This is a genomic window from Acinetobacter sp. GG23, from assembly GCF_057766365.1.
Map to the genome: position 1 here is coordinate 1 of NZ_JBYMDJ010000010.1, position 12,198 is coordinate 12,198.

Consider the following 12,198-nt stretch of genomic DNA (forward strand, 5'->3'; position numbering starts at 1 on the left):
TTGTTTCTCAACAAGTTTTAATCAACATCACCGCCGATGGATGTGCATTCTACAGCATTTTAGAGGGGTTGCAACACTTCTAAAAAACATTTTTTATCGTGTGTTTATTTTTCAAACCAATAAAAAAATAAGTTATTGTTATTTAATAACAATTTATTTTAATTATTTTTCTATTTTATTTAGACCCCTATTTAAAATCTAGCCAATTTAATATTAAGATATTGTTTTATATAAATTTTATTTAAAAAATTACTTTCAATATCAAGTTTATCGTTCAATATTAATTCTATTTCTGTCTTCTTATTCGCCAAGGTACTGTTCAAACATACAAAATACGCTGCAAAGCTCAATTTCTTACTATTCAAATTTTATAAAAGCTTTTCCTAACGTATCTTTGCTTACCTCCAAATAGTAAAAATCCATTGTTGTACAACAATGGCTTTTTTAACTTCATTTACTTTTATAAATACGAAATGATTAGAACTTCATACTCACACGTGCCCAATAATTACGACCAATATTATTGAATTGCTCATCAGCTGCAAATCCAAAGCCTGCACTACCGGCTTTATTTAGGTGCTCGCTATAGGTTTTATCCAATACGTTATCAATGCCTACAGAAAGATCCACTCCATCGCGAACATGGTAGGTGCCATTCAGTGACAAGGTTGCAAAACCACTGCTTTCAGCTAGATCATATCCCACAATATTGCCTTGATCTTTACTGATACGATTTTGACTATCTACCACACGCCATAATGCACCTAAAGTATATTGATCTTGCACATAGCGCAGATTGACACGCCCTTCTAAAGGAGAGATTTGCGGTAAAGGTTTATCATCGGTAGTGTTTTTACCCCATGCATACATAGCACTGACATCGGCCTGTAGATGATCGGTAAATTGGTAACCAATCCCTGCTTCAGCTCCGGCAATCGTGGCATCGACATTTTTAGCACCCGCTGTTTTACCATGGTTCATCATTCCAGGCATGCTATGCACGTGATAACTCATCAACACATAATCATTAATTAAACCTGCATAAGCAGAAACCCAAGAATTCAGGGCGCCATGCTCATGTTGATAGCCCAAATCCAGCTGTAAGGTTTTTTCGGTATCGATTCCATTAAAGGCATTCACTGTACCGGCATTTCCATGAGCTGTACTAAATAACTCCCAATAATCCGGCATACGCTCGACATAACCTACGCCAATATAGGTTTTGGCATCATGTTCCGGATGCTGATTTTCAAAACGAATAAATGCACTGGGTAGAGTTTTATCCAATTCGCGGTTATAGCCACTGATGAGAGATTCCGTACGCAGGTCCTTTACATTGACTTGATCTAAACGAGCACCACCGACCCATTTATTTTGCTCACTCAACTCATAACTAAGTTCGCCAAAAGCGCCATAAGAGCGGAATTTCATATCTTTACTACGCGCTTGATCTTGATAGGGGGTCATTAAGCTGCCGCTGCGCTTGGAATGTTCATTATTTTGACTATCCAAACCGCTAATAAATTGCAGCTTGTCCCATTCATGTGTCACAGCCAGACGCGCATTTAAGGTTTCTCGTGCGACGTTTGAAGCCATTGGCATACTCATCATCCCACTTGGTTTGAATTCACGTAAGCTAAAATTATCCATGACATGATCGTTAAAACTATAGTTCACCTGTGCTTCGATTTTCTTGATCACCTCAGTGACATTTTTCTTTTCTACACGAAGCCCAAGGCTTTCACGTGCAAATTGAGAACCATCCATTTCACGACCTGCATAGACCGCTTCGCCATCTGCTTTCCCGCCAGTAAGTTCGATCCAAGTATTTTCATCAGGCGTCCAACCTAACGCCACATCAGCATTCCAGCGTTGCCAATCCGAAGGAACCGTGTTGCCCTCCCCATCTTTATAACTATCTGAAACTGAGCGATTGGCATTTAAGCGAATATATTTTTTCTCATCCCCGACTGCCGCTTCGACATTATAATCAAGACGACCGTATGAACCCATCAGCACACTGGCTTGACCTCGGTAAGGCTTATCTTGACTCAGTTTTTCGGCTTCGCGCTCAAAGATGACGGTCGCAGCCGAACCAGTATTGGCATATTGCACCGTTTGCGGTCCTTTAATCACCGAAATACGGTCATAACTTTCAGGTGAAATATAAGAAGTCGGCGCATCCATACGGTTTGGGCAGGCCCCCAGATTTTCTGTGCCATCGGCTAAAATTTTAATCCGCGAACCAAACATGCCACGGAAAGTCACATCACCATTGGTACCGCCATTTTTGATCGAACTAAATCCCATAATACTTTGCAGATAATCAGCACCATCACTGGCTGGAATTGGCTGAATCGGCTGTTTAGCATCTGCACGCACAATGAGTCCATTGGCATCATTGCCGGAATGAGCTGTTGCCACAATCGGTGCTAAAGTTTGAACGATGGTATTTTGTTGCTCGGCAAATACCGAAGCTGAATAACAAGCCACACAAATTGCAGCCGCAAGAGGCTGTAAATAAAATTTAGGCTGAGCCATTTTTAAATCTCACTAATACATAAATACAACTGGGCTGGAGTCATCCAAGACCCAGAAATTTCAAATGGTTGATTTATGCAAATAGTGGCGGGGCTCGCCCTTGGGGCAGCAGAAAGAGTCGCTGTAAAACAAACCAGACATGACTAAACGTCTTTTGGAATGCAATTAAGCGAATTTGAATACGGTCTAAAACTTCTTTGACGTCTAATTCAGGGGGTAAAACCAAATTACCGTAGACGGTACAGTACTGACACTTATGACTGGCATCATGATCATGCCCAGCATGCGAATCATGCCGTTGAGTGTCTTGAGTTACTTGATGATGGGAGTGTTCAGAAGTTGAAGTTTGATGAATAGGAGTAGCGCTGAGTAATAATGCACGCGTAATGGTTTCACAGACCGGAGCAATCTGATATTGCTTCGGAAGCAAAGGCTGTAAAAAAACAGCAATCTGTAAAAATACCGCTATACACGATAGCAGCAGACCACTACGCAAAAGCACCAGCAGACCCTAAAATTTGTCTAACTTAAGTATAGCAAAACCCAATCGGAATTGGACTTTGTAAATGTTCATTTTACCTGCCAATTTGGGCTTAACGTTTTACCGTAACTTTCTCTTTCTGGCGTTGACGAATAGTTTTTTCGACTTTTTCACGTGCACGTTGACGTTTTAATGGCGATAAATAGTCGACAAATAACTTACCATTTAAGTGATCCATTTCATGTTGAATACAAACAGCGAGAAGTTCGTCTGCTTCTAGCTCAAATGACTGACCTTCAAGGTTAATTGCCTCGATTTTTACACGTGACGGACGCTCAACTTTATCGTATATTTGAGGCACTGATAGACAGCCTTCTTCATAGGGCTGAGTTTCTTCAGTTAATGGGGTGACTTTGGGGTTAATAAATACCATGGGTTGATCTTTATGTTCAGATAAATCCATGACAATCAGCTGAATATGATGATCGACCTGTGTTGCAGCCAAACCAATACCAGGCGCTTCATACATGGTTTCAAACATATCTGCTGCAAGCTGACGAATTTCATCAGTGACTTCTTCGACTGGTTTAGCAATGGTACGAAGACGGGGATCCGGGAAACTTAAAACAGGTAATAAGGCCATACGGTGTCCTCACTTATGCCATTGATCAAAAAACAAAATGAAGGAATGCTTCATCAAAAAAATGTGTGTAATATCGTTATTATAACGCAACTACATACATAATTTTAGGAATTATGATAATGAAAAAGGTTTTGAAGGGCACACCAAATTTTAGTGCCTTGGGGTTTAAAAAACAATTATTGGCACTTGCCGTATGTGTAAGTGTTGGAATCGGGATGGTAAGCCTTGCTGAAGCAGCCCCGGCCCGTAATATCAACCCACCTGCCTTAAAAGCCGGAGCACCACAAGTTTATGTGGTGAAAAAAGGTGATACTTTATGGGATATTTCTAAAAGATTCTTAAAGAATCCGGTACGTTGGCCTGAAATTTGGGCAAGCAACAAACATGTGAAAAATCCGCACTGGATTTTCCCGGGCGACCGTCTGCTCATGTGTACCTATAACGGCAAACCAATCATCGGTAAAGATGAAGGTGATGGCTGTGAAGGGATTATCCGTCGTTATACGGGTGGTACGGGTACAAAACTTCAACCTCAAGTTCGGGTTGAATCTTTAAACAACGCCATTCCTGTCATTCCACTGGAATACATTAAACACTGGTTAGAACGTAGCACCATTGTGGCGCCTGAATCTATTACAGGTACCCCATACATTTTAGGTACTGCGGATCAACGTGTTCTTGCTGCCAAAGGTCAAACCGTTTATGCACGCGGAAATGGCTTGGAAGTTGGTCAACGCTATGCAGTTTATCGTGAAGGCGAACCGTATATGTTTAGCGACGCCAAGGGTAAAAAGTACAATGCTGGTCTTGAGTTAATTCAAGTTGCTTCTGGTGTGGCTGTAAGCGGTGAAAATGACATTACCACCCTTGAACTGACTGATACGTATAATTCTGAAGTACGTCGTGGTGACCGTGTTCTGCCTGAATATGATGCAATGCTTCCAACCTTGTTCTACCCAACCAATGCAGAAGATGTGGTTGCCGGTGGCCAAGTGGTTCGCGTAATGGGTTCCATCGGAACAGCTGCAAAACACAGCGTAGTGACCATTGACCGTGGCAGCTTGCAAGGCGTCCAAGTCGGACATGTGCTCACAGTGAACCAAAAAGGTGAAATCGTAACTGATCCGAAAACTAAAGAACGTGTTCAATTACCGGGTCAACGTATTGGTAACATTATGGTATTCAGAAGCTTTGAAAACTTAAGCTATGCTTATGTGCTTGATAGCGAATTACCGATTAAAGTCGGTGCTGGCATTCAGCCACCACTGATGGATGACTAATCCTTATATCTAGAAATGAGGCTGCAATTCGGCCTCATTTCTAGGGTCTGTTGACAATTCGTCTATGTTTGCGACGACAAGTATTTTTTAAAGGATATGAGACGTGAACTACACAATTTAGTCATTCGAAGTGCGTAGTTCACAACGACATAGCATCAAAAAATACTCTAGTCTCCAGCTTCGCTTTGCGCTGCAAACCATTTATGAACTGGCAACAGACCCTATTTTAAACAATAAAAAGAAGACATATTTAAAGGTCTCGTTATGCTCAACTCATTAAGCTCCGTGCAGCTGGATTACATTCGCTTGTGGTTTCTGGTTCAACACTCGCTGACCAGCTTTTATAAAATTAATGCACACTATACCCATCTGGCCGAGGCAACCCTGCCTGATCAAATTGAAACGTGGCAAAAGCTTGGCATTCACAAAAATCATATTCAACGCCTGCGAGATTTTCACCTTGCCGAAGCACAGTTGCAATTTCAGCATTGTATTGCTCTGATTCAAAAAAATAGCGATTTTATCCTTACGCTCGACCATCCCGACTACCCGACTCAACTGTTACCCTATGCAGATAAACCGCCTATTCTGTTTGGTCAAGGAGATGCTCAAGCCTTGTTGCAACCGCAAGTTGCCATTGTCGGTAGTCGCAAACCCAGCAGTCATGGACGCCAAGTGGCTTATGATTTTGCTTTTTATCTCAGTGAAAAGGGCTTTTATATTGGTAGTGGTTTGGCGCAAGGGATTGATGAAGCCGCACATCAAGGGGCTTTACGTCATAGTCGAACTATTGCCGTAATGGGCACCGGCTTAGATCAAACCTATCCGACCCAGCATCAGCAGCTGCGACAACAAATTGTTGCTCATTCGGGTACGGTGGTGACTGAATTTTTACCGGGAACACCGCCTTTACAACACCATTTCCCACGGCGTAATCGAATTGTCAGCGCTTTAAGTCTGGGCGTAATTGTTGCTGAAGCCACGTTAAAGAGTGGTTCACTGATTACGGCCAAACTTGCTGCTGAACAAGGCAAATCGGTGTTTGCCATTCCAGGACATATTTATAGTGAGCATCATCAAGGCTGTCATCAACTGATTCGGGAAGGTGCTATTTTGGTCGAGCATCCTGAACAGGTGATTGAAGACTTGGCCCTCCCCACCCAATGGCATACTCAACAGCACAGCGAACAAACAAAAAATTCACATAGCCTTGAAGCACCAGCCGAATTACCGCCTCACTTAACGTCACTGTATAACCAGCTGGATTGGGTGGGGCAAAATATAGATGAGATTATTGTTAAACAGCCATTAGATATCGGCACACTGACCAGCCAACTGATGGAATTGGAATTGCTGGGCTTATGTATGCAGCAGGCGGGTTTGTATCTACGTTGTCGTCCAAGCAAATAAGGTTCACAATAAGCCTTTGAATATATTTGAAGGAATAAAATCCAATGATTACCACCTCTGTTGCCGAAGCTGCTGAATGTTTAAAACAAGGACATGTTTTAGCATATCCTACAGAGGCAGTTTGGGGCTTAGGCTGTGATCCTTTTAACCAACAGGCTTTTTTGGAAATTTTACGTTTAAAACAGCGTCCGATGGAAAAAGGGGTGATTTTACTGGCGGCTCAGATCGCACAAGTTGAGCATCTCTTAGAATCCCTCACCGCAGAAATGCGTCAAAAAGTGCTTGATTCATGGAGTCATCGCTCTCCCGGTGAACGAGCAACCACCTGGTTACTGCCTGCTGGCAACCATATTCCCAACTGGATTAGAGGTAATCATTCTAAAGTGGCCGTCCGTGTAACCACCCACCCTTTATGCGTAGCGCTATGTAATGCATTTGATGGTTTTATTGTATCGACCAGTGCCAATCCTGCCGGTGGCCAACCTGCCCGCTCACTGCAAGAAGCCAACCAATATTTCTCAATGCAAATCGATTACTTGAATGGTGATTTAGGGCTTAGCCAAGAACCGAGCCGCATCATTGATGCCGAAACAGGTGAAGTGATCCGCGCTTAAGCGGGGGTCATTTCATGATTTGATAATAAATGCTGATTTTTAGGCAAAAAAAAGCTCAGCCATATAGGGACGGCTGAGCATAAAAAGGATGTGCATAAATCACATCCAGAGGGTCGGTAAATCTGGTTGCAAAAGTCTAAATATTGTTAAGAATAACTTAAACATTCACGATATATATATTATCTAATAAATTGTTTTGTAATACAAATATCTTATTTATTTTATAAAACACTTAAAAACTATGAAACATTCATCATATTTTCTTAATAAGTTAAATTATCTCACTATTTTTTAATTATGTTTTCTTCAAATCACTGTTTTCTGTACACTGAGAAACCATGATTCATAGCCAAATTCGATGAAGAATAAATAAATAAAATAGATTCGTTTGCTTATTTTTTAAACCAAATTTTAACTTCAGCATTCAGTTTTTCTGCTGTCTTGACTGGAATTACTTTCTTTTGTGCCAATAAAATTCCCAGCAAAATGATGACTCCCCCAATACTGTGATAAATCGTCCACGCTTCTGCTAACCACACATAGGCAATAATTGCAGTGCAGACCGGCATTAAGTTCATAAAAATACTGGTTCGGTTCGGCCCAATCATTTGTACTGCCAGCATCCAGACGAATGGTGCAATCAAAGAGGGAAAAATTCCGGCATATAGCACACTGCCTAGATTGTGTTGATCAACTGGATCCAGTCCTAAATATAAAACAAAGGGTAAATGGTAAAGCAAGGCAAAAGCGATCTGCACATACAAACTAATCATCAATGGAATTTGGAGTTGCCACTTTTTAAGAAATACTCCATAAAAGGCATAGAAAAACACAGCAAGCACCATCATGGCATCGCCCAGATGTCCACCTGACTGAACCAGATTGAGCAGATTTCCCTGTGCCATCACATACAACAAGCCGATAAAAGATAAAATGCTGCCTACCACTGCAAAACGGTTGGGAATATCCTTCAACATAAGCATGGAAACAAAAATGGTAAACACCGGAATAAAGGCATTGATAATGCCCATATTAGTCGCAGTCGTATAATGTGCAGCGGTATAGCCCAGCCCTTGATACAACACCATGCCAAAAGCACTTAATACTGCGAGCTGTTTCCAATGTTGCATAATCAATTGACGTTCACGCCAGACTTTAACCAACATAAAAGGCGTTAAAACCACAAAGGCTACTAACCAGCGATAAAAACTGATACTGACCGGAGAAATATAGTCAGCGACATACCGGGTCACAGTAATATTCAAAGACCAGATTAAAACTGCCAGTAATGGCAAAGCCAGTGCCCACCAGACTGTTTTATTTTGCTGTGTCATACCCTTTCCCGTACCTGAATATTCGATATTCATTTTTACCGAAGTCTGAAATAATTAGAATATCGAATTTCAGACATCAGTATTGAGCTACAGACACTGATTGATCAGGTTGTGGTTATTCAAATCAGCTTCAGAATATTTCCATCATCAATCGATCAATAAAAAATGAGCACAAGGATTTTTATATGCTAAAGCATATTGAACAGTATATAGAAGTGAATGATTTCTTTTATCAAAAAGATGAAATTGTGGCGCCACACAGTTCTTTATGGGGTGATTTTAATTTTAGTCTGAACGGTATTCTGGAATATGAAATAGAAGGAAAAAGGTATCTGTCACCACCCAATTATGGTCTGTGGTTGCCACCAAAAACCGCGCATACCTCGATCGCGCTGGATGAACAAATTACTCACTATGTCTGTATTCGAGTGCATCCTTACCTGTGTGAGCATTTTTCTGCTTGCACCAAAACTTTAAGTATTCGCCCTTTTCTGCGTCATCTGGTGCATGAAATTCTGGGACAAAAACAGCAAGACATAACCACGCCCCATTATCAGCATTTATTACAGGTATTATTTGATCAACTGAAAACTGCACCTGCCTATGAGCATTATTTACCGCAAACCAACCATGTTTTGCTTCAGCCCCTATTACAGCAATTGGCCAGTCCAGAGCTATTTCACAAAAGCTTGCAGCAACTTCTTAGAGATTCATCCATCAGCGAACGACATTTACTGCGTTTAAGCCAGCAGGAATTACAGTTGAGTTTATCTGAGTGGCGCAATCGGGCCAAAATTTTATATGCGATCACCCAGATTCGCCAAGGCAAAACAGTAAAAAAACTGGCCTATGAATTGGGATATCAGCACAGTTCCAGTTTTATTGAATTCTTTAAGCGTTATACCGAACAAACCCCTGCACAATTGCGTGACATCTAAATTCTCATGTTATTAAATAAGTAACTCTTTTTGCAATTTGCAGCAGCTTACCAACAAAAACACCATAGTCAGCAGCCAGTCAGATATGCGACTTTACTGTTTGGACTCCGCCTAGTATGTGCCATATTTTTTAAATTTGAATGAATAGAATCAGGTTTAGTGATGTAAACCTGTGAGGATGCATTATGAAAAAACGATTATTAGCTTCACTGTGTTTTGCCACTTTGGCATTAACAGCATGTGATAAAAAAACAAATGAAGCACCTGCATCGTCATCGACGAGTAGCTCAGCGGTATCTACTCCTGCTAGTGCTCAGCCTGCAACTGTTGCCTTAAGCTCAAACAATGCTGCAGATATTAAAAACGATTTAAACCAGATCGAAACCCTCTCTACCAACCGAACCCAAGAAGCTTCTGCTTTGCAAAATAAAGCCAATGAAGCCGCGCAAAAAGGCGATAAAGCTTCTTTAAATACAATTGTTGCAGAAATGAAAACCTATATTGGACGCTTTAACCAAGACCTTGATGCTTTAAACCTGAAAAGTTCAGAAGTGGATGCATTACGTAAAAAAATTAAAGAATCCAATAATGTGGGTGTAGAGTTTTCTGAAGCAAGTATTGCCAATACCCCTGACAAGAAAAAAATAACCGAGCTTCAAAACCGTGTTGCTGCATTGCAAAAAGAACTGGTTTCCGAAACCCAAGCTTTGCAAAATAAAGCCAAAACAGCACCCTAATCTAAGCTTGATATTAAAAAACAGGTCTATTGACCTGTTTTTTAATTCTTTTATCCCAAATAAAATTAATCTACAAATCAAAATAAATGCTTGTCGATAGCGTTAATAACCGTTAAAACAAAACAGTGATTATCTCAAGTATTTAAGGACAATAGAATGGGCCATTCCGTTTATGACATTCCTGTCAAAACTATTCAAGGCAATGAAACCACACTGAACCAATATCAAGGTAAAGTTCTGCTCATTGTAAACACTGCCTCTAAATGTGGTTTAACGCCACAATATGAAGGTTTAGAAAAACTATATAAGGACAAAAAAGATCAAGGACTTGAGATTTTAGGTTTTCCGGCCAATAACTTCCTGGCACAAGAACCAGGTTCTGACGACGAAATTCAAGAATTCTGTTCACTCAATTATCAAGTAGATTTCCCGCTTTTTTCTAAAATTTCGGTTGCTGGTGAAGATAAGCATCCGCTTTATCAAACTTTGACTCAAGCCATTCCAGAACGTACTGGTGAAGGGCCGTGGTGGAAAGATCTGGTCGATTATGGTTTAACACCGAATCCAAAACCGGAAGTGCTGTGGAACTTTGAAAAATTCCTAGTGAATAAACAAGGTGAAGTGGTGGCACGTTTTGCACCGGATATTACAACGGATGATGCCCGTATTGTTGATGCAGTGAATGCCGAACTTGCCAAATAATTTGTAACAACAATGTAAGCATCTACATACCGTGTAGGTGCTTATTTTTTTATTATAAAAACAATAATTTAAAGTAATGAAAATCCATCTTCCCTACTTCATATTTCATCCTTTATTTTAATTATTCAATAACACGACGTTCACTATCTATCAATGACTTAGGCATAGGATGAACTTATCAACCAACCGCCATATAGACAAGGTGAAGTATGAATACTCTAGTCAAAGCAATTGTTTTATCATTTTCTACTGCTTTAGTTGCTGCACCTGCAATGGCTGCCCCACAAGATCATTACGGTCAATCTCATCAAGTTCAAAATCACCATAAAGCACCTGTTCAGCAACATCACCATACTGTCTATAAAAAAGCGGTCAATCCGTCACATGACTGGAGAGTGGGTCAAAAAGTCCCAACTCAATACTATAGTCAAAGCTATAAAGTGGATCACAAAAAATTTAAAAAATTGAGCAAACCCGGTAAAAACCAGCAATGGATTAAAGTGAATGGCGATTATGTGTTAACCAATGTCATGAATCATAAAATCATTAAAATTATTAGCAGTTAATTTCAACAATCTTAGTCAAAAAAGAGTGCTTCGGTGCTCTTTTTATACTTTAAAAATAAATTTGTTATCGCTTTGCAACAATCAGTTTTTTCTCCACATTTCGCCCTTATATTAACAACCATTAAAGTAAAGATATGAATTGATTATGAAAAAAATCATCCAAAATGTGGTTTCTCCTTTTGTGATGTTTAGTGCGGGTCTGTTATTGATTGGTTGTGAACAAGCAAACTCACCTGATTCAACAGAAACCCAAACTTCACAATCAAGCGAAATATCTGAACAGCCATCTAAAGAATCAGCTACAGAATCGGCAGCAACCTCTAAGGCTGAGCTGAAAAGTGGCAACATGTTTTATATCGTGCGTGACGTTGCGGATATGCAGCTTAAAGCCGGTGATTATGTTGAACAGCTGAAGCAAACTCAAAGTGAGTTGCAAACCGCAATTAATGATAAAGATCAACAGCAGCTGCAAGCTACTGCCAAAAATCTGCAACAGGAACTGACTGGATTTAATCAGGCATTGACTGGCTTGAACCTGAAAAGTCAGGAGATTGATTCGATTCGTCAAAATATTATGCAAGCCAATCAGCAAGTTTTAGCTACCCCGTTGTTAAATGGTGATGTCGATTTAAGTCAGGTCGATTTCAAGAAAATTGAAAAACAGATGGGCAGCATTCAAATGGAAATGATCAAACTGGCTGGTATGATCATTCCACAAGGTCAGGATGAATCAGATCAGAATGAACAAGACTCAAATGAACAAAACCAGGAAAGCTAATATTTCAACCAGTTTCGACCCATTCAGCATAACTGGGTGGGTCGAAATTGATCATTGATATTCTCTAGAGTTTTCTACACTGATATCTGCTTTCACCGTGCTATGAACGATTATCTCTGGTGCTTCTTTTAGAGTTAGACTTATTATAAAAATTTCATCATCTTTATGCATTCT

Annotated in this window: 12 protein-coding genes; 8 read left to right on the plus strand and 4 right to left on the minus strand. The window is 40.2% G+C overall.

What is annotated here, in order from left to right; genetic code table 11:
- Window positions 1-477 precede the first annotated feature (477 nt).
- The 3 genes from AC3CAU_RS14470 to def form a co-directional block, all read right to left on the minus strand.
- Window positions 478-2,541, minus strand: coding sequence for a TonB-dependent copper receptor (locus AC3CAU_RS14470; protein ID WP_447053894.1), 2,064 nt, complete (start codon window positions 2,539-2,541; stop codon window positions 478-480).
- A gap of 73 nt (window positions 2,542-2,614) precedes the next feature.
- The gene (locus AC3CAU_RS14475; protein WP_447053893.1) at window positions 2,615-3,043 is read right to left on the minus strand and encodes a DUF2946 family protein; all 429 of its coding nucleotides are present in this window, start codon (window positions 3,041-3,043) and stop codon (window positions 2,615-2,617) included.
- Window positions 3,044-3,134: 91 nt separating this feature from the next.
- Entirely contained in the window at window positions 3,135-3,665 is a 531-nt protein-coding gene (gene def / locus AC3CAU_RS14480; protein ID WP_131217705.1) for a peptide deformylase, read from the minus strand.
- A 119-nt stretch (window positions 3,666-3,784) separates the two neighbouring features.
- Here def and AC3CAU_RS14485 point away from each other — a divergent pair, with 119 nt between their 5' ends.
- The 3 genes from AC3CAU_RS14485 (at window position 3,785) to tsaC (ending at window position 6,969) form a co-directional block, all read left to right on the plus strand.
- Window positions 3,785-4,945, plus strand: a complete 1,161-nt coding sequence (locus AC3CAU_RS14485) for a LysM peptidoglycan-binding domain-containing protein (protein WP_447053892.1) — start codon at window positions 3,785-3,787, stop codon at window positions 4,943-4,945.
- 264 nt (window positions 4,946-5,209) lie between these two features.
- Window positions 5,210-6,355 (plus strand): DNA-processing protein DprA, encoded by a 1,146-nt coding sequence (gene dprA, locus AC3CAU_RS14490; RefSeq protein ID WP_447053891.1) that lies wholly within the window; start codon window positions 5,210-5,212, stop codon window positions 6,353-6,355.
- Between the two features lie 44 nt (window positions 6,356-6,399).
- Entirely contained in the window at window positions 6,400-6,969 is a 570-nt protein-coding gene (gene tsaC, locus AC3CAU_RS14495; RefSeq protein ID WP_131217708.1) for an L-threonylcarbamoyladenylate synthase type 1 TsaC, read from the plus strand.
- Between the two features lie 392 nt (window positions 6,970-7,361).
- Here the strand turns inward: tsaC and AC3CAU_RS14500 are convergent, their stop codons facing one another.
- On the minus strand, window positions 7,362-8,303 hold the full coding sequence (locus tag AC3CAU_RS14500; RefSeq protein ID WP_447053890.1) for a DMT family transporter: 942 nt from the start codon (window positions 8,301-8,303) through the stop codon (window positions 7,362-7,364).
- Window positions 8,304-8,461: 158 nt separating this feature from the next.
- On the opposite strand from AC3CAU_RS14500, the gene AC3CAU_RS14505 reads away from it, so the two are divergent.
- The 5 genes from AC3CAU_RS14505 (at window position 8,462) to AC3CAU_RS14525 (ending at window position 12,024) form a co-directional block, all read left to right on the plus strand.
- Window positions 8,462-9,241 carry a helix-turn-helix transcriptional regulator gene (locus AC3CAU_RS14505; RefSeq protein WP_447054356.1) on the plus strand — a complete coding sequence of 260 codons (780 nt, stop codon included), beginning with the start codon at window positions 8,462-8,464 and terminating at the stop codon, window positions 9,239-9,241.
- Window positions 9,242-9,426: 185 nt separating this feature from the next.
- On the plus strand, window positions 9,427-9,978 hold the full coding sequence (locus AC3CAU_RS14510) for a hypothetical protein (protein ID WP_447053889.1): 552 nt from the start codon (window positions 9,427-9,429) through the stop codon (window positions 9,976-9,978).
- A gap of 156 nt (window positions 9,979-10,134) precedes the next feature.
- Window positions 10,135-10,680 carry a glutathione peroxidase gene (locus tag AC3CAU_RS14515; protein ID WP_131217712.1) on the plus strand — a complete coding sequence of 182 codons (546 nt, stop codon included), beginning with the start codon at window positions 10,135-10,137 and terminating at the stop codon, window positions 10,678-10,680.
- A 209-nt stretch (window positions 10,681-10,889) separates the two neighbouring features.
- A complete protein-coding gene (locus AC3CAU_RS14520) occupies window positions 10,890-11,246 on the plus strand; it encodes an RcnB family protein (protein WP_131217713.1) in 357 nt (118 codons plus the stop codon).
- Between the two features lie 145 nt (window positions 11,247-11,391).
- Complete coding sequence (locus AC3CAU_RS14525; RefSeq protein ID WP_131217714.1) at window positions 11,392-12,024, plus strand: hypothetical protein; 633 nt, start codon at window positions 11,392-11,394, stop codon at window positions 12,022-12,024.
- The last annotated feature ends 174 nt before the right edge of the window (window positions 12,025-12,198 follow it).

Coding starts and splice junctions, on each gene's coding strand:
- AC3CAU_RS14525 (WP_131217714.1), top strand. CDS start 11,392: ATGAAAAAAATCATCCAAAATGTGGTTTCTCCTTTTGTGATGTTTAGT.
- AC3CAU_RS14485 (WP_447053892.1), top strand. CDS start 3,785: ATGAAAAAGGTTTTGAAGGGCACACCAAATTTTAGTGCCTTGGGGTTT.
- AC3CAU_RS14470 (WP_447053894.1), bottom strand. CDS start 2,541: ATGGCTCAGCCTAAATTTTATTTACAGCCTCTTGCGGCTGCAATTTGT.
- def (WP_131217705.1), bottom strand. CDS start 3,665: ATGGCCTTATTACCTGTTTTAAGTTTCCCGGATCCCCGTCTTCGTACC.
- AC3CAU_RS14520 (WP_131217713.1), top strand. CDS start 10,890: ATGAATACTCTAGTCAAAGCAATTGTTTTATCATTTTCTACTGCTTTA.
- AC3CAU_RS14515 (WP_131217712.1), top strand. CDS start 10,135: ATGGGCCATTCCGTTTATGACATTCCTGTCAAAACTATTCAAGGCAAT.
- AC3CAU_RS14500 (WP_447053890.1), bottom strand. CDS start 8,303: ATGACACAGCAAAATAAAACAGTCTGGTGGGCACTGGCTTTGCCATTA.
- tsaC (WP_131217708.1), top strand. CDS start 6,400: ATGATTACCACCTCTGTTGCCGAAGCTGCTGAATGTTTAAAACAAGGA.
- AC3CAU_RS14510 (WP_447053889.1), top strand. CDS start 9,427: ATGAAAAAACGATTATTAGCTTCACTGTGTTTTGCCACTTTGGCATTA.
- dprA (WP_447053891.1), top strand. CDS start 5,210: ATGCTCAACTCATTAAGCTCCGTGCAGCTGGATTACATTCGCTTGTGG.